A 22,571-nucleotide genomic window follows, 5' to 3' on the forward strand; every position below is an offset into this window, starting at 1 on the left:
GATGCTGGTCCGGGTTGGTCTGCAACTTGCGTAAACGTGTGTGCGCGTTGTGCGCGTATTGTAGCCAGCGCGTTACAATCGACCGAAACATTCGACGGAATTCCATGGAACTGTCTTTCGTTAAGCTGTTCGCGAAGCGTCCCGCGACGCCCCGCGCCCCTGCCGCCTTCGCGCGTCGCCTCGTTGGCGCCGCAGTTCTCGCCGCCTGGGCGTTGACCACGTCGAGCGCATATGCGCAGGATCCGTCCCCTGACACGGACGACACTTCCGTCACCATGCCGGACGCTTTCGGTCCCCCCTCGCCCGACGAGAAGAAGGATCTGCCGGCCGTTCCGCTGTCGAGCCAGATCGTCTTCCAGGTGCTCGCCGCGGAAATCGCGCTGCAGCGCGACCAGCCTGCCCCCGCCTTTCAAACGTATCTCGCGCTCGCGCGCGACACGCACGACCCGCGCATGGCGCAGCGCGCGACGGAAATCGCGCTCTCGGCGCAAAGCCCGTCCGACGCCCTGACTGCGGTGCAGCTCTGGCAGCAGTACGCGCCCGATTCCGAGCGCGCGGCGCAGCTCGACGCGTCACTCCTCGTGCTCGCGGGCAAGCCCGACGACGCCCAGCCGCTGCTTGCGCGCGAACTCGCGAAGGTACCGGCCGACAGTCGTGGCCAGGCGATCCTCTCGCTGCAGCTTCTGCTTTCGCGCGGTCCCAATCGCGTGGGCGGCCTGAATGTGCTCAAAACGCTGCTCAAGGACGACATGAACCGTCCCGAGGCGCAGCTCGCGATCGGCCGCCAGCAGCTGCTCGCCGACGACGCACCCGGCGCACGCAAGTCGTTCGAGCAGGCGCTCGCGCTCAAGCCCGACTACCTTCCCGCCGCGCTGATGCTCGCGCAGATGGGGCCGGAGGAGCGCGCCGAAGGCATTGCGTCGATCGAAAAGTACGTCCAGCAGAACCCGAAGTCGCGTGAAGGGCGTCTCGCACTCGCGCAGACCTATCTCGCTGCCGACCGCCTCGACGACGCGCAGAAGCAGTTCGAGATTCTGCACAAGGACAACGCGACCGACCTGATGCCGCTCATGGCGCTCGCGCTCATCAGCGTGCAGCAGAAGAAGTTCGACGCCGCGCAGAAGTATCTGACGCAATACGCGCAGGTTGCCGAGAAGAATCCGGCCGCCGACCCAGGTCAGGCCTATATTTACCTCGCGCAACTGTCGGTCGAGCAGAAGGACGACGCCGGCGCACAGAAGTGGCTCGACAAGATCCAGCCCAACAGCCAGCAATATGTGCCGGCCCAGATCACGCGCGCACAGATCCTGGACAAGGAAGGCAAGACCGACGACGCGCGCCGTCAGCTCGCGAGCATTCAGGCCGACGATCCGCGCGACCAGGCGCTGATCGCGCGCACCGACGCCGCGATCCTGTTCGACGCGAAGCGCTACCCGGAAGCCGAAGCACGGCTCGCGAAGGCGACCGCCGACTTCCCGGACGACCCGGACCTCACCTATGACTACGCGATGGCTGCGGAAAAAACCGGCCACTACGACGTCATGGAAGCGCAGCTGCGCAAGCTGATCAAGACGCAGCCCGACAATCCGCAGGCCTACAACGCGCTCGGTTACTCGCTTGCGGACCGCAATCAGCGCCTGCAGGAAGCCGACAAACTGGTGGAAAAAGCCTCGTCGCTCGCACCGGACGACGCGTTCATCATGGACAGTGTGGGCTGGGTCAAATACCGCCTGGGTGACAATGCCGACGCGATCAAGCTCTTGCGCAAGGCCTACAGCCTCCAGCCGAACGCGGAAATAGGCGCGCACCTCGGTGAAGTGCTCTGGAAAAACGGCGACCAGGACGGCGCACGCGCCGCGTGGCGCGAGGCCCGCAAGCTCGAACCCGACAACGACACGCTCCTGAAGACGCTCAAACGCTTCCAGGTCAACGATCTCTGATGGCAGATTTTTTCACTTCGATTTCCCCCCAGGCTCTCACCGTTGCGCGCGCAGCCAGTTTCGTACGGCGCGCGTCGCTCGGCGCAGCGGCGGCCGCGCTCCTCGCGCTGACGGGTTGCGCGACGCAGCAGCCGCCGCGCCAACCTTCCACCTCGAACGCCACGACGTCGCTCAGTACGCAGACGAACCGCGCCTATCATGGCCGCTTCGCCGTTCAATATGTCGATCAGAACGGCCAGCAGCGCAACGCGTACGGCAACTTCGACTGGCACGAGACCGATTCGACGGTGACGCTGCAACTGCTCAATCCGCTCGGCCAGACACTCGCGCTCGTCACTTCCGCGCCGTCGCAAGCCACGCTGGAACTGCCCAACCGCCAGCCGCTCACGGCCGACAACGTGAGCACGCTCATGCAGCAGGCGCTCGGCTTTGCCCTGCCCGTGGAAGGGCTGCGCTACTGGCTGCAGCCTTCGGTCGCGCCCACCTCGCATGCACGCACTACGCCCGACTCGCAGAATCCGCAGCGGCTTTCGCAGATCGAGCAGGACGGCTGGACCATCGATTACGTCGCCTACGCCGACGCGCCGGCCAATGGCGTGAAACGCGTCAATCTCACGCGCGAAGCACCGCCGCTCCAGATCAAGCTCGTGCTCGACCAGTAAGCGGGCCGGTTGCGGTCTCTCATCAGCAATATCTGGCCGGCACGCGCCGGCCAGAATCCAGGCATCATCCCAAGAGCATCATGATCGAAACCCAGGACTCGCTGCGCGACTGCCTAGCGCCCGCGAAACTCAATCTCTTCCTGCACATCACGGGCCGGCGCCCCAATGGCTATCACGATCTGCAGACCGTGTTCCAGTTGCTCGACTGGGGCGACACGCTGCATTTCACGCGCCGCCACGACGGCCGCATCACGCGCACCGTGGAAGTGGAAGGCGTACCTGCCGAGCACGACCTCACCGTGCGCGCCGCGACGCTGCTCAAGGAACACACGGGCACGAGCGAGGGTGTCGAGATCGATATCGAAAAGCGTCTGCCGATGGGCGCGGGTCTCGGCGGCGGCAGCTCCGACGCGGCCACGACGCTGCTCGCGCTCAACCGCCTGTGGAAGCTCAACCTGCAACGCGAGGAATTGCAGGCGCTCGCACTCGAACTGGGCGCGGACGTGCCCTTCTTCGTGTTCGGGAAAAATGCGTTCGCGGAGGGTGTTGGCGAAGCCCTCGAGGCTGTACAATTGCCCCCGCGTCATTTTTTGGTCGTGACGCCGCGGGTTCATGTTCCTACTGCCGAGATTTTTTCAGAAAAATCGTTGACAAGGGACACAAAGACCTGCACAATTGCAGTCTTTCTTGCACAGCAAGCAACGCAGAACGGATGGCCAGACAGCTTCGGTCATAACGATATGCAAGCGGTTGTCGCAGGAAAATACGCGGAAGTAGCGCAGGTGCTTCGATGGTTTGAGAGTGTCTCGAACAGCATCGCACCAGCGCGGATGACCGGATCGGGTGCCAGCGTTTTTGCAGCATTCGCCAGTCGGTCCGAAGCAGAATCGGCACAGGCCAGACTGCTTGCGGAACAACCGGACTGGCGAAGCGCGGTAGCCTCGAGTCTGAACAAGCATCCACTCTTCGCTTTCGCGGCATAGTTTTGCATGGTTGATCGTCCTACCGGTCAGTCAGGCTCAAAGTTGAGTGTAGGGGAGTCGCCAAGTTGGTTAAGGCACCGGATTTTGATTCCGGCATGCGAGGGTTCGAGTCCTTCCTCCCCTGCCAAAAATTCCAGGCAGTTCGCTCTGTGGGTTACCCGGAGCAGTTCGCCCAAGTAGTTCCTCTCGCCCCCCAAAGTCCGCAGCAGGTGCATGATGAGCAGCCATGACGGCCTGATGGTTTTTACTGGCAACGCAAATCCCGCGCTTGCCCAGGAAGTCGTCAAGATCCTCGGTATTCCCCTCGGTAAGGCTATGGTTAGCCGATTTTCCGACGGTGAAATCCAGGTCGAAATCCAGGAAAACGTGCGCGGCAAGGACGTCTTCGTCCTTCAGTCGACTTGCGCGCCGACCAACGACAACCTGATGGAACTGATGATCATGGTCGATGCGCTCAAGCGCGCATCCGCAGGCCGGATCACCGCAGCTATTCCCTACTTCGGCTATGCCCGTCAAGACCGCCGCCCCCGTTCGGCGCGCGTCGCCATCTCGGCGAAGGTCGTGGCGAACATGCTGGAAATCGCCGGCGTCGAGCGGATCATCACGATGGATCTGCACGCTGACCAGATTCAGGGCTTCTTCGATATTCCCGTCGACAACATCTACGCGACGCCCGTGTTGCTCGGCGATCTGCGCAAGCAGAATCACGAGAACCTGCTGGTCGTTTCGCCGGACGTCGGCGGCGTGGTGCGCGCCCGTGCGCTCGCCAAGCAACTGAATTGCGATCTCGCCATCATCGACAAGCGTCGTCCGAAGGCGAACGTCGCCGAAGTGATGAACATCATCGGTGAAGTCGAAGGCCGCACCTGCGTGATCATGGACGACATGGTCGACACCGCCGGCACGCTCTGCAAGGCAGCGCAAGTGCTGAAGGAACGCGGCGCGAAGAAGGTGTTCGCTTACGCCACGCACCCGGTTCTCTCGGGTGGCGCAGGCGAGCGCATCGCCGCTTCGGCTCTGGACGAACTCGTCGTGACCGACACGATTCCGCTGGGCGCCGAAGCGCGTTCGTGCGCGAAGATCCGCTCGCTCACGAGCGCAGGACTTCTCGCCGAAACGTTCTCGCGTATCCGTCGCGGCGACTCGGTGATGTCGCTGTTCGCGGAAAGCTAAGAAGAATTGACGCGCAAGGCGCGGTGTTCGCAAGGACGCCGCGCTTTTGCACGTAATCGGCGCGAACGGACGATGGTTCGCGCTGCATCGCTGGGGGCCGGAAGGCAGGCATTCTGCTGAAAAGGCCCCGTTTTACTGCCTGGTCGCGGGCAGTGCAATGGAGAATCAAATGAAAGTCATCGCTTTCGAGCGTAACCTGCAAGGTACGGGTGCGAGCCGCCGCCTGCGCATTGCTGGCAAGACCCCTGGCATCGTTTACGGTGTCGGCGCCGAGCCGCAACTGATCGAAATCGATCACAACGCGCTGTGGCACGCCCTCAAGAAGGAAGCCTTCCACTCGTCGATCCTCGACCTCGAAGTGGCCGGCAAGTCGCAGCAAGTGCTGCTGCGCGACGTGCAATACCACCCGTTCCGTCAGCTCGTGCTGCACGTGGACTTCCAGCGCGTGGATCCGAGCAAGAAGATCCACACGAAGGTGCCCCTGCACTTCATGAACCAGGAAACCAACCCGGCTGTGAAGACGGGTGGCGCGATCATCTCGCACGTTCTGGCTGAAATCGAAATCCAGTGCCTGCCGGGCCAACTGCCGGAATTCCTCGAAGTCGACCTCGCCAAGATCGAAGCCGGTCAATCGCTGCATGCCAAGGACATCACCCTGCCCGCAGGCGTGACGCTGGTTCAGCACGTCGAAGTGGAAAACCCGGTCATCGTGTCGGCACCCGTGCCGGCTGGCGCCCAGGCGGCTGCTGAAGGCGAAGAAGCGCCGGCTGCGGAGTAAGCGCAGCGGCCTCAATGAGCCGATCCTCTCGATCCGTTTCCCTGAAACGGTCGACGTGACCCGCCGCGGTTCGCCCCGGCGGGTTTTTTTTCGCACTTTTTCGTACACTTGCGGGTCAGTTCATCGATTTACGCAAGCGGAACACCACAATGATCAGGTTGATCGTCGGGCTCGGCAATCCGGGCGCCGAATACACGGCGACGCGCCACAACGCGGGCTTCTGGCTCGTGGACCAGCTCGCGCGCGAAGCCGGCACGACGCTGCGCGACGAGCGGCGCTTCCACGGCCACTACGCGAAGGCGCGACTCTACGGCGAGGAAGTGCATCTGCTCGAACCGCAGACCTATATGAACCGCTCGGGGCAATCGGTCGTCGCTCTCGCGGCGTTCTTCAAGATCCTGCCCGATCAGATCCTCGTCGCGCACGACGAGCTCGATCTGCCGCCCGGCGCCGTCAAGCTCAAGCTCGGCGGCGGCAGCGGCGGCCACAACGGCCTGAAGGACATATCCGCGCATCTGTCGACGCAGCAGTATTGGCGTTTGCGCATCGGCATCGGCCATCCGCGCGACCTGATCCCCGAAGGCGCGCGCGCCGGTGCAAAGCCCGATGTCGCGAACTTCGTGCTCAAGCCGCCGCGCCGCGAAGAGCAAGAGGTGATCGACGCATCGATCGAACGCGCGCTCGCCGTGATGCCGACGTTCGTGAAGGGCGAGGCCGAACGCGCGGTGATGCAGCTGCATCGCAACGGTTGAAACAAGGAGAGCGTCTTGAGTCGTTACTGGAGTGACATCGTCAACCGGCTCGTGCCCTACGTGCCGGGCGAGCAGCCCGCGCTCGCGAAGCCGGTCAAGCTCAACACCAACGAGAATCCGTATGCGCCCTCCCCGCGTGTGCTCGAGGCGATCCGCCACGAACTGGGCGAGACGGGCGAGTCGCTGCGCCGCTATCCCGACCCCGTCGCGAAGCGTCTGCGCGCCGCCGTGGCCGCGCATCACGGCATCCGCGCGGAGCAGGTGTTCGTCGGCAACGGCTCGGACGAGGTGCTCGCTCACGCCTTCCAGGCGCTGCTCAAGCACGACGAGCCGATCCTCTTTCCCGACATCACCTACAGCTTCTACCCGACCTACGCGCGGCTCTACGAGGTCGAGTACCGCACCGTGCCGCTCACGGAACAGTTCACGATTCGCGTCGACGATTACCGCCAGCCCAATGGCGGCGTGATTTTCCCGAATCCGAATGCGCCCACGGGTCACGCGCTGCCGCTCGCGGAAATCGAGCGGCTTGTCGCGGCGAACGCGGAATCCGTGGTAGTGATCGACGAAGCGTATGTGGATTTCGGCGCCGAGTCGGCGATTGCGCTGATCGACCGCTATCCGAACCTGCTGGTCGTGCACACAACTTCGAAATCGCGCTCGCTCGCGGGCATGCGCGTGGGCTTCGCGTTCGGCCACCCCGATCTCATCGACGCGCTCAACCGCGTAAAGGACAGCTTCAACTCGTACCCGCTCGACCGCCTGGCACAAGCCGCCGCGACCGCCGCTTACGAAGACGGCGAGTGGCTGAAGACCACGAGCGCGCGCGTGATCGCCAGCCGCGAGCGCCTGACGGCCGCGCTCACCGCGCTCGGCTTCGACGTGGTGCCTTCGGCGGCGAATTTCGTGTTCGCGACGCATTCTGCGCACGACGCGGCGGCAATTGCGGCCAAACTGCGCGAAAAGGAGATCTTCGTGCGCCATTTCAACGCGCCGCGCGTGAGACAGCATCTGCGTATCTCGATCGGCACGGATCTCGAGTGCGACACGCTCATCGACGCATTGAAGGCCACCGTCGCGTAAGAAGACGGCAGGATGAAAAAAAAACGCGCCAGTTGGCGCGTTTTTTATTTTCCGCAGAATTACGCGATTCAGGCGTTGTTCTTGGCGGCCGTCAGCGCGTGGTACTTCTGCATCAACTGCTCGGGCGACTCGACATGCTCCGGATTCTTGGGAATGCACTCCACCGGGCACACCTGGATGCACTGCGGCTCATCGAAATGGCCGACACATTCGGTGCACTTCTTCGGGTCGATCACATAGATTTCCGGGCCCATCGAGATCGCGTCGTTCGGGCACTCGGGCTCGCACACGTCGCAATTGATGCACTCGTCGGTAATCATCAGGGCCATGCTGTTCTCACTTCCCGCCGGCGCGAAGGCCGGCTCACACGTTGCTTAGCCCGACAGTTTACGCTGCTTTGGCCGGGCGTTCACACCTTCGTAACCGGGGCGCCCATCGAGGCCACCTTGTCCTGCAAGCGCTTTTCCACGGACGGAAACACGAACTTGCTCACGTCGCCGCCCAACTGGGCGATTTCGCGCACAATCGTGCCCGAAATGAACTGATACTGGTCCGATGGCGTCATGAACATCGTCTCGACGTCGGGCAGCAGGTAACGGTTCATGCCCGCCATCTGAAATTCGTACTCGAAGTCCGACACCGCGCGCAGGCCGCGCACGATCACGCGTGCGTTGTTGGTGCGCACGAAGTCCTTCAGGAGCCCCTTGAAGCTCATGACCTGCACGTTCGGATAGTGGCCGAGCACCTCGTGGGCAATCTCGAGCCGCTCGTCGAGCGAGAAGAAAGGCTTCTTGTTGCGGCTGTCCGCAACGCCGACTACCAGCGTGTCGAAAATGCTCGACGCGCGCCGCACGAGATCTTCGTGGCCGCGCGTGAGCGGGTCGAAGGTACCGGGGTACACGGCGACTACCATGAGGCTTCTCCTCTCAACAGAAATGGGGCGCAATGCAGTGCCGTGGCGACGCATGCGCACGTGCGTGCGTGACGGCCAGGCCGCCCGCCGCTTCTTATCGAACGCGCATTATTCCTCATTTTCGCGCTGCAGCAAATGATAGTGAACGGCGCCGGCCCGGCCCTCGCGCACCACGCTCCAGCCCGCCAGCACGGGCCGCGCAGCTGGATCGATACGCTCACCTGACTCCACGTAAAGCCAGCCGTCCGGGGCGACGAGCGGCGCAGCCAGTTCGAGTGAGCGCTCGAGCAGCGCGGTGTCGCCGAACGGGGGATCGAGGAACACCACATCGAACGAGCCTGGCGCGAGATTGGCCGCGAGACGCAGTGCGTCGGCTTCTGCGATTTCGATCATGCGCGCGCCAAGCCGCGCCTGGTTCGAGCGCAGTTGCGCGGCGGCGCGCGCGCTGCGCTCCACCATCACGACGCGCGCGGCGCCCCGCGAGGCCGCCTCGAAGCCGAGGCCGCCGCTGCCCGCGAAAAGGTCGAGGCAACGCAGACCGTCGAGACGCTGGCCAAGCCAGTTGAAGACCGTCTCGCGCACGCGATCGGGGGTCGGACGCAAACCGTCGAGGTCGAGCACCGGCAGCGGCGTGCGCTTCCAGTCGCCGCCGATGATGCGGATCGTGTGCGCACCGCCGCCGCCACGTGCGCGGGGATCGGGCTGATGGGTGCGGCCGCCTTGGCCACGTGAAGGTGAGGAACGGGTCATGCGTTGGGTCGTACCGCTGCGTGCATTTGACCGCTGGCAGTCAACTTGCCGGCGGAACTCGACTGTGGGGTTCGACGCTTTCGCATCGCGCCCTCCAATGCGCGCACGTTACCACAGGGGCGCGCAGGTGCCGCGTGCGCGCCGCAACGCTCCCACGGCGATGCCGCAGCGACTCCAGCTAACGCGCCTGATAAAATGCCATGTTTTCCGCGCGTTACCTCTTCCATGCTGTCGCTGACCGCCCCTCGGTCCGACCCGCAGCGCGCCTGACCCACCCCAGACCATGTTCAGTTTCTTCAAACGATTCCGCGGCTCGAAGGACGCCGAGAACGCGCCGGCCGAGAATGCGCAGGACGAAGCCGCCCTCGAGGCGCCGGACGAGGCCGTTGATCAGGCCGCCAGCGCGCCGCACCAAACGCCGCCCGCGCCCTCCGCTCCACCGGCCGTGACCGCTCCGGTCGAGCCGCAGCAAGCCGTCGACAATGACGACGAACCGGAAACCGTCGAGATTGTCCCGCCGCCCGCGCTCGAGCCCGAAGCCAGGCAATCGTGGCTCAAGCGCCTGAGGTCGGGGCTCTCAAAAACCGGCTCGAACATCCAGAGCATCTTCGTCAACGCGAAGATCGACGACGATCTCTACGAAGAGCTCGAAACCGCGCTGCTGATGTCGGATGCGGGCGTCGACGCGACCGAATATCTGCTCGAAACGCTGCGCCAGAAGGTACGCGCCGAGCGCCTGACCGACGCACAGCAGGTGAAGAACGCCCTGCGCGAGCTGCTCATCGGCCTGCTCAAGCCGCTCGAGAAGTCGCTCATGCTCGGCCGTGCACAGCCGCTCGTGATGATGATCGCGGGCGTGAACGGCGCCGGCAAGACCACCAGCATCGGCAAGCTCGCCAAGCATCTGCAAAGCTTCGACCAGAGCGTGCTGCTCGCCGCCGGCGACACGTTCCGCGCCGCCGCGCGCGAACAGCTCGCCATCTGGGGCCAGCGCAACAACGTGACGGTCGTGCAGCAGGAAAGCGGCGACCCGGCAGCGGTGATCTTCGACGCCGTAAGCGCCGCGCGAGCGCGCCGCATCGACGTGGTGATGGCCGACACCGCTGGCCGCCTGCCCACGCAATTGCATCTGATGGACGAGCTGAAGAAGGTCAAGCGCGTGATCGGCAAGGCATTCGACGGCGCACCGCACGAGGTGGTGCTCGTGATCGACGCGAACACGGGCCAGAACGCGCTCGCACAGGTCAAGGCCTTCGACGACGCGCTCGGCCTCACCGGCCTCATCGTCACGAAGCTCGACGGCACCGCCAAGGGCGGCATCCTCGCCGCGATCGCGCGGCAACGCCCGATCCCCGTGTATTTCATCGGCGTGGGCGAAAAGGTCGAAGATCTGCAGCCGTTCGTGGCCGAAGAATTCGCCGACGCGCTGCTTGGCAGCTGATAGCGCGCAATTACCCGGCTTTGAATGTACGAAGGGCGTCGTTCTCACGAACGACGCCCTTTTTCATTGTCGCGGCCAGTGCAAACCGGTCAGACGCTTATTCCGAGTCCGGCTGCACGCCCGGCGCGGCGCGCGCGAACGCGTCGAGCGTGAGCGCGTAGTCGTTGATGCGCTGAATGGTCGGGTAACGCGTCGTGTCGATCTTGAAGCGGTTCGCGTTGTAGACCTGCGGCACGATGCAAAGATCGGCGACGGTCGGCGTGTCGCCGAAAGCGAGCTTGCCGGTGCGCGGATCGCTGGCGAGCCGCTGTTCGAGCGTCGCGAAGCCCGCCTCGATCCAGTGGCGGTACCACGCGTCTTTCGTCGCGTCGTCGGCGCCTACGGTGTGCTTGAGGTACTTGAGCACGCGCAGGTTGTCCACCGGATGAATCTCGCACGCCACCTGCAGCGCGAGCGAGCGCACATGAGCGCGATCGATGGGCGACTTCGGCAGCAGCGGCGGCTCGGGATGCGTCTCTTCCAGATATTCGATGATCGCGAGCGACTGCTGAAGCGTGTGCCCTTCGTCGTCGACGAACGACGGCACGATCGCATCGGGATTCACCTGGCGATAGGCGGGCTTGAGCTGCTCGCCGCCGTCGCGCACGAGGTGAACCGGGACGTACTCGTACGACAGGTTCTTCAGATTCAGCGCAATTCGCACCCGATACGATGCCGAACTGCGGAAATAGCTGTAAAGCTTCATGCTCCTCTCTTGCTCCTCTTGAATCGTGCTGCGGCGCGCGCCGCTCAGACGACCCGCACGGCGAATTCGCCGATTCCTGCCACACCGCCCGTCATCAGATCGCCCTTGACCACGGCGCCCACGCCTTCGGGCGTGCCCGTGTAGATCAGGTCGCCGGCCTTGAGTTCGAACAGCGTCGAAAGGAACGCGATCGTGTCGGCAACCGGCCAGATCATCTGCGAGATATCCGAGCGCTGTTTCTCCTCGCCGTTGACTGCGAGCCAGATTTCGCCCTTCTCGAGCGGGCCGATCTTTGAAACCGGATGGATCGGGCCGATCGGCGCCGAATGGTCGAAGCCCTTGGCCGTATCCCACGGACGACCGAGCTTCTTCGCCTCGCCCTGCAAGTCGCGGCGTGTCATATCGAGGCCGAGCGCGTAGCCAAACACGTGGTCGAGCGCGCTCGCGACCGGAATGTCCTTGCCGCCTTTGCCGATTGCCGCGACGAGTTCCATCTCGAAGTGCACGTTCTGCGATTGCGCGGGGTACGGAAATTCGGCGGTCGAGCCCGGTGCAACGTAGAGCACGGCGTCGGCGGGCTTGGAGAAGAAGAACGGCGGTTCACGGTTCGGATCGTGGCCCATCTCGCGCGCATGCGCTTCGTAGTTGCGGCCAACGCAATAGATGCGCCGCACCGGGAAACGCGTGTCGGTGCCTGCCACCGGCACCGAGGCGAGTGCCGCCGGTTCGAATACGTACGTCATGGAGTTCTCCGTCTTTGTGATGGCGCGTGCACGAAGCACGCGTGCCTGTCGATCGCGCGGCTTGCGCCGTCAGAACAATCGCGAGTGTAACGCGCGGCGGTGGGCGTGCGCGGCGGCGTCTTCACGCGGCCGGCCGGGCGCGGCCGGCGAGGCACCGCGTGCTCGTGCGATACTTCCCGCATCCCCATTTCAATACGACGGCGGCCCTCGGCACGCCGTCGAACGAACCGCGCCCATGACCACCGCCGACTCCACCGACATCTTCCCGTGCGCCCGCTTCATCAAGGAGATCGGCCGCGGACCGCACGGCGCTCGCTCGCTCTCGTCCGAAGACACGCACGCCCTTTACGCCGCCATGCTCGACGGCCGCGTGCCCGAGCTGGAGCTAGGCGCGGTGCTGCTCGCCTACCGCCTCAAGGGCGAAACCGCGGATGAGCTGGCCGCCATGCTCTGCGCGGCGCACGCCTCGTTCGCGCCGCTCGCGGTGCCGCGAGGCGACTATCGGCCTGTGTCGATCCCAAGCTACAACGGCGCGCGCAAGCAGCCGAATCTCGTGCCGCTGCTCGCCTTGCTGCTCGCGCGCGAAGGTGTGCCGACGCTCGTGCACGGCGTCGTGACCGATCCGGGTCGTGTCACGAGCGCGGAAATCTTCGCGGCGCTGAATCGTCCCGAAGCACGCGATCACGCCGAAATCGAGGCGCAACTGGCGTCGGGCCGCGTGGCGTTTTCGTCGATCGACACGCTCGCGCCCAAACTCGCTCGCCTGCTCTCGATGCGCCGGCGCATGGGCGTGCGCAACTCCACGCATACGCTCGTGAAGCTGCTGCAGCCGTTCGCGGAGCCGGGCCTGCGTCTCGTGAACTACACGCACCCGCCGTACCGCGAAAGCCTCAGCGCCCTCTTCGCGGCGCATCCGGAAGCGGCGGTGGGCGGCGCGTTGCTCGCGCGCGGCACTGAGGGCGAAGCCGTCGCCGATACCCGCCGCCAGGTGCAGGTCGACTGGCTGCACGACGGCATCTGCGAAACGCTGGTCGAACCGGAGCGCTCGTCGCCCGGCGCGCCCGAAATCGATCTCCCCGAAGGCCGCGATGCACCGACTACAGCCGCCTGGATCGATGCCGTGCAGCGCGGCGAAGCGCCGGTGCCGGATGCGCTCTCGCGCCAGATCGAGACGATCAAACGCATCGCGAAGCGCTGACGATCGAACCCGAAAACCCGGCGCTCAAGCCGCCGAGGGCCGCGCGGGGGGCGACGCGCGTGTTCCGCCGCAAGCGTATCGGCGCGCTTCATCGGCCATCTTCACGCTTCTTCACGCAGCCAACCAGCAAATTCGCAGTTGACACGCGCATCCGCCCTGATTTACATTGGACGGATGCGTTCCTACCCGAACACCCTCCGAATTACCTTCGGCCGACTATCGGCCCTATCGCTACGCCTGGCCTAAAGCTGGTGTAGCGCCGCAACGACCCCTCCTCCGGTCACCGCGGTCCTCCCAAAGCAGTTCTCGCAGTACCCCAAATCCGCTGTATCTCTACAACTTGTCGTCTGCATTCGTCCGCTTACCGTTCGGACGAGTCGCGAGGTCAAAATGCACGTTGCATGGGCATCGTTCACGTCCGCTTTCGCCGCGCCGGTTACCGCCGTCACCGTGGCCGTCTTCTTCGCGTCCGAGGTTTCCGCCCGTACGCGTGAGGTTTCGCGCATCGTGCTCCGTCGCCAGCCCGCCAACCGCCCGCTGCCGACCACCATCGCAAACGACACCATGAAGAACGAGGCTCGTCATGTTGCGTAATCCCGCCGAGAAGTACCGCCCCTTCCCCGCCATCCGATTGAACGGCCGCAAATGGCCCACGCGCGCCGTCGAGCGCGCGCCGATCTGGATGAGCACCGACCTGCGCGACGGCAACCAGTCGCTGATCGAGCCGATGAGCATCGAGCAGAAGACCGAATTCTTCGAAATGCTCGTCGCGATCGGCTTCAAGGAAATCGAAGTCGGCTTTCCGTCCGCTTCGCAGACCGACTTCGATTTCGTGCGCAAGCTGATCGACGAAAAACGCATTCCCGACGATGTGACGATCGAAGTGCTCGTGCAGGCGCGCGAAGAATTGATTGCACGCACGTTCGAAGCGCTCGAAGGCGTGCCGCGCGCCATCGTCCACCTCTACAACGCGATCTGCCCGTCGTTCCGCAAGATCGTGTTCGGCCAGTCGAAGGAGGAAGTGAAAGCGCTCGCGGTCGAAGGCACGCGCATCATCCGCGCACACGCCGACAAGAACCCGCAAACGCACTGGATTTACCAGTATTCGCCCGAAACCTTCAGCATGACCGAGCTGACCTTCGCGCGCGAAGTCTGCGACGCGGTGGCCCAGACGTGGCGCCCGACGCGCGATCACAAGATGATCGTGAATCTTCCGGCGACCGTCGAAGCGGCGATGCCCAACGTCTACGCCGACCAGATCGAGTGGATGGACCGCAATCTCGCGTACCGCGACAGCATCGTGCTGTCGGTGCATCCGCACAATGACCGCGGCACGGCGGTGGCCGCCGCCGAGTTGGCGCTGCTCGCGGGCGCGGACCGGATCGAAGGCTGCCTGTTCGGCAACGGCGAGCGCACCGGCAACGTCGATCTCGTCACGCTCGCGATGAACCTCTACACCCAGGGCATCGACCCGGGCCTCGACTTCTCGGACATCGACGCCGTGCGCCGCGTGGTCGAGCGCTGCAACCAGTTGCCCGTGCATCCGCGTCATCCGTATGCGGGCGACCTCGTGTTCACGGCGTTCTCGGGCTCGCACCAGGACGCGATCCGCAAGGGCTTCGCGCAGCAGCAGCCCGACGCCGTCTGGGAAGTGCCGTATCTCCCGATCGATCCCGCCGACCTCGGCCGCAGCTATGACGCGGTGATCCGCGTGAACAGCCAGTCGGGCAAGGGTGGCGCGACTTATCTGCTCGAGCGCGGCATGGGCTTCACGCCGCCGCGCCGCGTGCAGATCGAGTTCAGCCACGCCGTGCAGACCGTCGCCGATACGTCTGGCGAAGAGATCACGGGCGAGGCGGTCTGCGCACTGTTCGCGCGTGAGTACTTCGAAACGCGCGGGCCGGTTGCCAACGCCGGTTCGGGCCGCGTGCGCTGGGAAGGCCGTGATGTGGCCATGCCGGCTGTCACGAGCAGCGATGAGGCACATGCGCAAGCTGTGGCCGCCGCCATCGCGGCACTCGCCGGCGAGCACATTGAAATCACGTCGTTCGAGACTGAGCGCACCTCGCAGGGCGGTACGGCCGTGTTCGTCGGCGCGCGCGTGGGCGGCCAGCCGCTGCGCCACGGCGTCGGCGTGGGCGAAGACGCGGTCCATGCGTGCGTCGCGGCAGTGGTCAGCGCGGTGAACCGCGCGGCCTGGCCGCAAGTGGATCGGCGCGCGGCGGCCTGACGCCTTTCGCGCGTGTCGCGCGCTGTGCGCGAAGCAGTTTGGGTTTCAGCAGGGAAATCGGCGGCATTGTTGAGCGCCGGCGGCAAAACGGGCCGCCGGCGTGCGCCTGAAGCGCCTACACGGCGTTTCAGCGAGTGGACTTACCGGTCATCACTCGATCGCGCAACGCGTCGCCTGCCATGCGAGCAGACGCCAGTGGCCCCCTTCCTGCGTCTGGATCGCCGTATAGGCAATCGGAAAGAGCAGCGCACCGTTGTTCGCTTCCATCTCGATCAACACGCGGCCGGAGACCACGCAGGCCTCGTTGCCCGCGTGCAGCACGTCCTGCGACTGGATCTCGATCTGGCGGTAGCGGCGGCGGCCGGCCGTGATCGCGTCGATGAACTGCTGCTTGGTCTCGCGTTTGCCGTTGGTGTGGACGAAGGTCGCGTGATCGGACAGCAACTGGTCCAGCGACGTGCCGTCGCCGTCGACCATCGCGCGAAAGCGCTCGCGCTCAAGTCCGCGAATCGCATCGATCAGTTTTGCCGCCATCGCTTGAGCCCCTTGCGCGTTGGCCCGCGCCTGAGCGCAGATCTCCGCCGAAGATTTCTGCATACGTCTGGCTGAAATTTATACCAGGTTTTGGCGCAAGGATACTTGCGATCAAAGACATCGCCTCCATCTATGGTGGATACGCCACGCGCCCGGTGAGAACTGCGCCTGGCGTAGCGACATCTCGGCGGCCGCGCCCGGATGTCGCAGCGCAGCACTTTCCGCTTTATCCGATGTCTATTTCTCAGATTCTGTGGCAAGGTCCTGGCGCTGCGCGGCCCGTCGAACGTCGCTGATTTCACCCCTTATTTCCCGCGCACTTCGCGCCGGACGCTGTCCCGTTCTAGAGTGTTCCTTCGGCCTGCCCCTTGCGCAGGCCTGCGCCGGGCGCCGGGCCCCGCCCTGCTTGATTGCCGGCGTTTAGTGTAATCTATCGATACAACCATTTCGATAGGAATCAAGGAACCTTGAAGCCCCTACAGACTCCAAGTATTAGCACTCGGGGATTCAGAGTGCTAACATCCACCGTGGAGTCGGTGTCTGACTTTCGCAAGATTCCTGAGGAGTTCGCTACGTGAGCAACGCAATGACCATGACCCTTCCGAGTACGCTGAGCCCGTCGTCGGCCAAGGCCGGGGGCTCATTGGCGCTCGCGAATGCTTCCCTGTTGCCCGGCCAGCTGGGCAACATCGACGCTTATATTCAGGCCGTGAACCGGATCCCGATGCTGACGCCACAAGAAGAGCGTCAGTTCGCGACCGAGTTTCGCGAGCAGAACAATCTTGAAGGCGCGCGCCGCCTGGTGCTGTCGCACCTGCGCCTCGTGGTGTCGATCGCGCGTAATTATCTCGGCTATGGCCTGCCGCACGCCGACCTGATCCAGGAAGGCAACATCGGCCTGATGAAGGCCGTGAAGCGCTTCGACCCCGAGCAGAACGTGCGCCTGGTGTCGTACGCCATGCACTGGATCAAGGCTGAGATCCACGAATACATCCTGCGCAACTGGCGCATGGTGAAGGTCGCCACGACCAAGGCGCAGCGCAAGCTGTTCTTCAACCTGCGCAGCCACAAGCAGGGCCTGCAGTCGTTCACGCCGGAAGAAATCGACGGCCTCGCGCAGGAACTGAACGTGAAGCGCGAAGAGGTCGTGGAGATGGAAACGCGCCTGTCGGGCGCCGACATCGCGCTCGAAGGCCAGACCGAAGACGGCGAGGAGTCGTTCGCCCCGATCGCCTGGCTCGCCGACTCGCACAGCGAGCCGAGCGCCGTGCTCGCCGCACGTTCGCGCGACCGCCTGCAGTCGGACGGCATTGCGAGCGCGCTGGAAGCGCTCGACGCACGCAGCCGCCGCATCATCGAGGCGCGCTGGCTCAACGTGGACGACGATGGTTCGGGCGGCTCGACCCTGCACGAGCTGGCCGACGAGTTCGGCGTTTCGGCCGAGCGCATTCGCCAGATCGAGGCGAGCGCCATGAAGAAGATGCGCACCGCCCTCGCCGACTACGCGTAAGCGTCGCCAGGTCTCACCGGCACACCGAAAACCCCGTTCCCGCGAACGGGGTTTTTCTTTTGCGCGCACCACACGCTGCGCACCTTCGCACCGGCCTCGCTGATTCCACCCTAAGATGATTTCGAGGTGGTGAGCCAGAGGCCGCGCCGCGGTCTGGCCTCGTAACGCGTTCGAGGGCACCCGTCGCCATGATCCCGGCATCCGGTCAACGCCAGCGCACATCGTCGCTGCTGCGCACGCGCATCCTCCAGTGGATGCGCGGCCCCACCTTCGCGCGCGATATTGCCCTCGTTCTTGCCGTCAAGCTCATCCTCTTGATGGCGCTCAAATACGCATTCTTCAATCATCCGCAGGCAGAAGACATGAACATGCCGCCTGCCGCTGTCGCGCAGGCCATCCTGGCCGTGCCCGAGTCTACGGCGCTCAAGCCGTCAGTGTCCCCATCCCAGACCATGCCGCCCCCGCGAGGAGACCGTCATGCCCACGATTGAATCGGTGGAACTCTCGCGTCTTCAGTTCGCCATCACCGCGCTCTACCACTTCCTGTTCGTGCCCCTCACGCTCGGCCTCTCGTGGCTGCTCGTCATCATGGAGTCCGTCTATGTGATGACCGGCAAGGAGATCTACAAGGACATGACGCAGTTCTGGGGCAAGCTCTTCGCCATCAACTTCGCGATGGGCGTCACCACCGGCCTCACGATGGAGTTCCAGTTCGGCACCAACTGGTCGTACTACTCGCACTACGTGGGCGACATTTTCGGCGTGCCGCTCGCCGTGGAAGGGCTCGCGGCGTTCTTCCTCGAATCGACCTTTGTCGGGGTGTTCTTCTTCGGCTGGAATCGCCTGTCGAAAGGCGCACACCTCTTCACCACGTTTCTCGTCGCGCTCGGCTCGAACCTCTCGGCGCTGTGGATTCTCATCGCCAACGGCTGGATGCAGAACCCCGTGGGTGCGTCGTTCAACTACGAAACCATGCGCATGGAACTCACCAGCCTGTTCGCGGTGATCTTCAACCCCGTCGCGCAGGTGAAGTTCGTGCACACGGTTTCGGCCGGCTATGTGACGGCGTCGATGTTCGTGCTCGGCATTTCGTCGTGGTACCTGCTGCGCCGGCGCGACGTCGAGTTCGCGCTGCGCTCGTACGCGATCGCCGCGGGCTTCGGCCTTGCGTCCACGCTATGCGTGCTGATCCTCGGCGACGAATCGGGCTACACCGACGGCGTGGTGCAGCAGGTCAAGCTCGCCGCCATCGAGGCCGAATGGGAAACCGCGCCCGCCCCCGCGCCGTTCACGCTATTCGGTTTGCCTAACCAGAAGGAAGAGCGCACCGACTACGCGATCCGCATTCCCTGGCTGATGGGCATCATCGCCACGCGCTCGATCGACACGCCCGTGATCGGCCTGAAAGACCTGATGGGCCGCGCCGAAGTGCGCATCCGCAATGGCATGCTCGCCTATGCCGCGCTGCAAAAGATGAAGGAAGGCACCGCCGACACCGAAACGCGCGACGTGTTCGAGGCGCACAAGGCCGATCTCGGCTACGGCCTGCTCTTGAAGCGGTTCACGCCGAACGTGGTCGACGCGACTTCCGGCCAGATCAGGGCCGCGTCGCGAACGGCGATTCCGGCCGTCGCGCCGGTGTTCTGGTCGTTTCGCGTGATGGTGGGCCTCGGCATCCTCTTTCTCGTGACCTTCGTACTCGCCTTCTGGTTCTGTGCGCAGCGCTCGCTGCTCAAGGACAGCCGCCGCTGGTTCCTCGGCTGGGCGCTGGTGGCGATTCCGCTGCCGTGGCTCGCCGCCGAGTTCGGCTGGGTCGTCGCGGAAACCGGCCGCCAGCCGTGGACCATCGCGGAAGTGCTGCCCACGCGTCTTTCGGCTTCGAGCCTCGCACCCGGCGACGTGATGCTGAGCATCGCGGGCTTCGTGATCTTCTACACGCTGCTCTTCATCATCGAGATCACGCTGATGTTCAAGTACGCGCGCCTCGGGCCTTCGTCGCTGCATACCGGTCGCTACTTCCACGAGCAGACGGCCGCGCTGGCCACCAGCGGCAAGGTCTCGTGATCGCTGCAAGACACCGAAAGACGCGAGGAAACACGCCATGGACTACGCGACGCTCAAGTTGATCTGGTGGGTGCTGATCGGCGTGCTGCTGATCGGCTTCGCGCTCACCGACGGCTTCGACATGGGTGCGGCCGTGCTGCTGCCCTTCGTCGGCAAGACCGATGAGGAGCGCCGCATCGTCATCAACGCGGTCGGCGCGACGTGGGAAGGCAACCAGGTGTGGTTCATCACGGCGGGCGGCGCGATGTTCGCCGCGTGGCCGCTCGCCTATGCGGCGTCGTTCTCGGGCTTCTACTTCGCGATGCTGCTCGTGCTGTTCTCGCTGTTTTTCCGTCCCGTGGGCTTCGACTATCGCGGCAAGCGCGTCGATGTGAGATGGCGCCAGGGCTGGGACTGCGGTCTTTTCATCGGCGGCTTCGTGCCCGCGCTCGTGTTCGGCGTGGCGTTCGGCAATCTGCTCCAGGGCGTGCCGTTCGCCTACGACACGGATCTGCGCGTGACGTATCACGGCAGCTTCTTCGCACTCCTCAATCCGTTCGCGCTGATCTGCGGACTGGTGAGCCTCTGCATGCTCACCGCCCACGGCGCGGCGTTCCTGAAGAGGAAGACCGATGGCGTCGTCGCCATGCGCGCTTCGAAGGCGCTGCGGCTTTTCTCGGCGCTCACGATCGTGTTGTTCCTCGTGGCGGGCGCGCTCGTGGCGACACTCATCGGCGGCTATACGATCACGTCGCCGGCGCCTTTGGACACGGTGGCCAATCCACTCCTGAAAAGCGTCGATTCGGGGCCCGGGCTCTGGCTCGCGAATTACGGGCTCTATCCGTGGATGGCGCTCGCCCCCGCCCTGGGCGTGCTCGGCGGCGTGCTCGCGTTCGCACTTGCGGGCTCGCGCTTCGAGCGGCTCGCGTTCTTGAGCACGGGGCTGCAGATCGTCGGCGTGATTCTGACTGCGGGCTTCTCGATGTTCCCATTCATCATGCCCTCCTCGCTCGACCCGCGTTCGAGCCTCACCGTCTGGGACGCAACCTCGAGCAAGATGACGCTCGAGATCATGCTGGTGGCCGTCATCATTTTTCTGCCGATCGTGCTCGCCTACACGGCGTGGGTCTATCGCGTGATGCGCGGCAAGATCACCGCCAGCGCGATACAGGACAACCACCATACGCTGTACTGAGCGCCCAGGCGACTGAGCGGCGCTGGAAACGAAAACGCCGCGGCGGGTGCCGCGGCGTCTTTCACAGGCATACAGCGAATCGATTACGCCGGCTGGAGCGCCAGCTCGCGTGCATAACGCGGCGCGGCGTCGCCGACCACGATGTGCAGCGTATCCGCCGAAGTCCACACCGCGTCGAGCGCGCCGAGCTTCTCGCGATCCACGGCCGCCGGGTCGCGCACGATCACGCGCAGGCGCGTGGCCGCCACCGCGTCGAGCGAAACGATATTGGCAACGCCGCCGAACACCGCGAGCCAGCGCGACGGATTCGGATCGAGCGGGCCATGCGCGATATCCGCGCTCGCGCTCGCCTGAGCAGCCAGAACAGCCTGAGCCGCAGGCTGCGCCGCGGGAGCCGCCTTGCCAGCCGCGGAACCGCCGCGGGCGATCTCACCGCGAATCTCATCGGCGATGATGTCCGCTTCCGGCCCGATGACGACCTGCACGCTTTCGCCGCCACGCTTGAGCACGCCGCGCGCGCCGATCGCCTTCAAGGCCGGCTCGGAAACATGTGCCGGATCGGCCACCGTGAGACGCAGACGCGTCGTGCAGGCATCGACCACCTTGAGGTTGGCCGCGCCGCCCAGCGCATCGATGTAACGCGCCGCACGCGAGAGCGATGCCGCCGCCGCGCCGCCGGCTGCCACCGCAACGCCCGACATCGACGAGGCGATTGCCGTATCGCCCGCCGAAGCTTCACGGCCCGGCGTGGGCAGATTGAAGCGGCGGATGAAGAAGCGGAACAGCACGTAGTACACGACCGCATAGACCACGCCGAGCGCAATTGCATACCAGCCGTGCGTGGAGAGCCCGTAGTTCAGCACGTAGTCGATCGCGCCGGCCGAGAAGGTGAAGCCGAGCTTGATGCCAAGCAGCGAGCAGATCGCGAGCGACAGCCCCGTGAGCACCGCGTGGATCGCGTAGAGCACGGGAGCGAGGAACATGAACGTGAACTCGATCGGTTCGGTCACGCCCGTGAGGAACGAGGTCAGCGCCATCGAAAACAGCAGGCCGCCCACCATCGCGCGCTTGTCCTTCGGCGCTTCGTGCAGCATCGCGAGACACGCTGCCGGCAGGCCGAACATCATCACCGGGAAGAAGCCGGCCATGAAGCTGCCCGCCGTGGGGTCGCCCGCGAAGAAGCGGTGCAGGTCGCCCGTGACCGCCGCACCGCCGGCTGCCGGCGTGAACGAGCCGAACACGAACCACACGAGCGAGTTGAGGATGTGGTGCAGACCCGTGACGAGCAGGAGCCGGTTGAGCAAGCCGTACACGAAGGTGCCGATCGCGCCCGCCGTGGTGAGCCAGTGGCCGGCGGTGTCGATCACGCCCTGCACCGGTCCCCAGACGTAGCCGAACGCGATACCCAGCGCGAGACACGTGAGCCCTGTGACGATCGGCACAAAGCGTTTGCCGCCGAAGAACGCGAGGAACTCGGGCAGCTTGATGTCCTTGAAGCGGTTGTACAGCATGCCCGCGACGACGCCGGCCACCACGCCCGACAGCACGCCCATGTTGAGCTTGTCGTTGATGTCCTTCATCACGGCGGTCTGGACCAGATAGCCCAGCGCACCAGCGAGGCCGGCGACGCCGTTGTTGTCTTTCGCAAAGCCCACCGCAATGCCGATCGCAAACAGCAACGGCAGGTTATCGAAGATCGCGCCGCCCGCGTCGGCGATGATCTTGATGTTGAGCATGTCGGCCTGGCCGAAACGAAGCAGGATGCCGGCGACCGGCAGCACTGCGATGGGAAGCATCAGCGCGCGGCCGAGGCTTTGAATCTTGAGAAACGGATTGCCATCCATTGAACTGCCTCCAGTCTCTATCTCTTGCTTGACGTGTGTGGGTGAGAGAAGCCG

At 64.6% G+C, this 22,571-nt stretch carries 22 protein-coding genes and 1 tRNA gene; 16 read left to right on the plus strand and 7 right to left on the minus strand.

The features are described from left to right. The first annotated feature begins 104 nt into the window (after nt 1–104). From BFD71_RS14385 to hisC, 8 genes are all read left to right on the plus strand, one after another. Nucleotides 105–1,940 carry a tetratricopeptide repeat protein gene (locus BFD71_RS14385; RefSeq protein ID WP_069264869.1) on the plus strand — a complete coding sequence of 612 codons (1,836 nt, stop codon included), beginning with the start codon at nt 105–107 and terminating at the stop codon, nt 1,938–1,940. Then, nucleotides 1,940–2,602, plus strand: coding sequence for a lipoprotein insertase outer membrane protein LolB (gene lolB, locus BFD71_RS14390; RefSeq protein WP_069264872.1), 663 nt, complete (start codon nt 1,940–1,942; stop codon nt 2,600–2,602). Before BFD71_RS14385 ends, lolB begins: the two co-directional genes overlap by 1 nt. An 80-nt stretch (nt 2,603–2,682) precedes the next feature. After that, nucleotides 2,683–3,585 (plus strand): 4-(cytidine 5'-diphospho)-2-C-methyl-D-erythritol kinase, encoded by a 903-nt coding sequence (gene ispE, locus BFD71_RS14395; RefSeq protein WP_069264874.1) that lies wholly within the window; start codon nt 2,683–2,685, stop codon nt 3,583–3,585. Between the two features lie 50 nt (nt 3,586–3,635). After that, nucleotides 3,636–3,712 (plus strand) — tRNA-Gln (locus BFD71_RS14400). A gap of 89 nt (nt 3,713–3,801) precedes the next feature. Further along, nucleotides 3,802–4,758, plus strand: a complete 957-nt coding sequence (locus tag BFD71_RS14405) for a ribose-phosphate pyrophosphokinase (protein ID WP_069265235.1) — start codon at nt 3,802–3,804, stop codon at nt 4,756–4,758. Between the two features lie 169 nt (nt 4,759–4,927). Next, entirely contained in the window at nt 4,928–5,536 is a 609-nt protein-coding gene (locus BFD71_RS14410) for a 50S ribosomal protein L25/general stress protein Ctc (protein ID WP_069264876.1), read from the plus strand. Nucleotides 5,537–5,685: 149 nt separating this feature from the next. Beyond that, nucleotides 5,686–6,288, plus strand: a complete 603-nt coding sequence (pth, locus tag BFD71_RS14415) for an aminoacyl-tRNA hydrolase (protein ID WP_069264878.1) — start codon at nt 5,686–5,688, stop codon at nt 6,286–6,288. A 15-nt stretch (nt 6,289–6,303) separates the two neighbouring features. Further along, complete coding sequence (gene hisC / locus BFD71_RS14420) at nt 6,304–7,371, plus strand: histidinol-phosphate transaminase (RefSeq protein WP_069264880.1); 1,068 nt, start codon at nt 6,304–6,306, stop codon at nt 7,369–7,371. 68 nt (nt 7,372–7,439) lie between these two features. On the opposite strand, the gene BFD71_RS14425 is transcribed toward hisC, so the two are convergent. The 3 genes from BFD71_RS14425 to rsmD all read right to left on the minus strand — a co-directional run bounded on the left by BFD71_RS14425 (nt 7,440) and on the right by rsmD (nt 9,034). Next, nucleotides 7,440–7,700: a YfhL family 4Fe-4S dicluster ferredoxin gene (locus BFD71_RS14425; RefSeq protein WP_069264882.1), complete on the minus strand. Its 261-nt coding sequence runs from the start codon at nt 7,698–7,700 to the stop codon at nt 7,440–7,442. Nucleotides 7,701–7,780: 80 nt separating this feature from the next. Then, nucleotides 7,781–8,284, minus strand: coding sequence for a pantetheine-phosphate adenylyltransferase (gene coaD, locus BFD71_RS14430; protein ID WP_069264884.1), 504 nt, complete (start codon nt 8,282–8,284; stop codon nt 7,781–7,783). A gap of 108 nt (nt 8,285–8,392) precedes the next feature. Beyond that, complete coding sequence (gene rsmD, locus BFD71_RS14435) at nt 8,393–9,034, minus strand: 16S rRNA (guanine(966)-N(2))-methyltransferase RsmD (RefSeq protein ID WP_069264887.1); 642 nt, start codon at nt 9,032–9,034, stop codon at nt 8,393–8,395. A 283-nt stretch (nt 9,035–9,317) separates the two neighbouring features. Between rsmD and ftsY the strand changes: the two genes are divergently transcribed. Next, nucleotides 9,318–10,475 (plus strand): signal recognition particle-docking protein FtsY, encoded by a 1,158-nt coding sequence (gene ftsY, locus BFD71_RS14440; RefSeq protein ID WP_069264890.1) that lies wholly within the window; start codon nt 9,318–9,320, stop codon nt 10,473–10,475. A gap of 97 nt (nt 10,476–10,572) precedes the next feature. On the opposite strand, the gene maiA is transcribed toward ftsY, so the two are convergent. After that, the gene (gene maiA, locus BFD71_RS14445; RefSeq protein ID WP_069264892.1) at nt 10,573–11,220 is read right to left on the minus strand and encodes a maleylacetoacetate isomerase; all 648 of its coding nucleotides are present in this window, start codon (nt 11,218–11,220) and stop codon (nt 10,573–10,575) included. A 44-nt stretch (nt 11,221–11,264) separates the two neighbouring features. After that, nucleotides 11,265–11,963 carry a fumarylacetoacetate hydrolase family protein gene (locus BFD71_RS14450; RefSeq protein WP_069264895.1) on the minus strand — a complete coding sequence of 233 codons (699 nt, stop codon included), beginning with the start codon at nt 11,961–11,963 and terminating at the stop codon, nt 11,265–11,267. 235 nt (nt 11,964–12,198) lie between these two features. Here BFD71_RS14450 and ybiB point away from each other — a divergent pair, with 235 nt between their 5' ends. The 3 genes from ybiB (at nt 12,199) to leuA (ending at nt 15,391) form a co-directional block, all read left to right on the plus strand. Next, nucleotides 12,199–13,161, plus strand: coding sequence for a DNA-binding protein YbiB (ybiB, locus tag BFD71_RS14455; RefSeq protein ID WP_069264898.1), 963 nt, complete (start codon nt 12,199–12,201; stop codon nt 13,159–13,161). Nucleotides 13,162–13,551: 390 nt separating this feature from the next. Beyond that, the gene (locus BFD71_RS14460) at nt 13,552–13,755 is read left to right on the plus strand and encodes a hypothetical protein (RefSeq protein ID WP_069264900.1); all 204 of its coding nucleotides are present in this window, start codon (nt 13,552–13,554) and stop codon (nt 13,753–13,755) included. Then, complete coding sequence (leuA, locus tag BFD71_RS14465) at nt 13,745–15,391, plus strand: 2-isopropylmalate synthase (RefSeq protein WP_069264902.1); 1,647 nt, start codon at nt 13,745–13,747, stop codon at nt 15,389–15,391. Before BFD71_RS14460 ends, leuA begins: the two co-directional genes overlap by 11 nt. A gap of 150 nt (nt 15,392–15,541) precedes the next feature. Here leuA and BFD71_RS14470 read toward each other — a convergent pair whose 3' ends face one another. Beyond that, nucleotides 15,542–15,925, minus strand: a complete 384-nt coding sequence (locus BFD71_RS14470; protein WP_028201838.1) for a nuclear transport factor 2 family protein — start codon at nt 15,923–15,925, stop codon at nt 15,542–15,544. A 574-nt stretch (nt 15,926–16,499) separates the two neighbouring features. On the opposite strand from BFD71_RS14470, the gene rpoH reads away from it, so the two are divergent. The 4 genes from rpoH to cydB all read left to right on the plus strand — a co-directional run bounded on the left by rpoH (nt 16,500) and on the right by cydB (nt 20,673). Beyond that, the gene (rpoH, locus tag BFD71_RS14475) at nt 16,500–17,435 is read left to right on the plus strand and encodes an RNA polymerase sigma factor RpoH (protein WP_069264904.1); all 936 of its coding nucleotides are present in this window, start codon (nt 16,500–16,502) and stop codon (nt 17,433–17,435) included. Nucleotides 17,436–17,623: 188 nt separating this feature from the next. Continuing rightward, nucleotides 17,624–17,926: a cytochrome oxidase putative small subunit CydP gene (cydP, locus tag BFD71_RS14480; protein WP_256094718.1), complete on the plus strand. Its 303-nt coding sequence runs from the start codon at nt 17,624–17,626 to the stop codon at nt 17,924–17,926. Beyond that, the gene (locus tag BFD71_RS14485; protein ID WP_069264906.1) at nt 17,913–19,499 is read left to right on the plus strand and encodes a cytochrome ubiquinol oxidase subunit I; all 1,587 of its coding nucleotides are present in this window, start codon (nt 17,913–17,915) and stop codon (nt 19,497–19,499) included. Before cydP ends, BFD71_RS14485 begins: the two co-directional genes overlap by 14 nt. Nucleotides 19,500–19,536: 37 nt before the next feature. Next, nucleotides 19,537–20,673 carry a cytochrome d ubiquinol oxidase subunit II gene (cydB, locus tag BFD71_RS14490; protein ID WP_069264907.1) on the plus strand — a complete coding sequence of 379 codons (1,137 nt, stop codon included), beginning with the start codon at nt 19,537–19,539 and terminating at the stop codon, nt 20,671–20,673. Between the two features lie 83 nt (nt 20,674–20,756). Here the strand turns inward: cydB and nagE are convergent, their stop codons facing one another. Further along, a complete protein-coding gene (gene nagE / locus BFD71_RS14495; RefSeq protein ID WP_069264908.1) occupies nt 20,757–22,517 on the minus strand; it encodes an N-acetylglucosamine-specific PTS transporter subunit IIBC in 1,761 nt (586 codons plus the stop codon). Nucleotides 22,518–22,571: the final 54 nt, after the last annotated feature.

It is taken from the genome of Paraburkholderia nodosa, assembly GCF_001718195.1.
Taxonomy (GTDB): Bacteria; Pseudomonadota; Gammaproteobacteria; order Burkholderiales; family Burkholderiaceae; genus Paraburkholderia; species Paraburkholderia nodosa_A.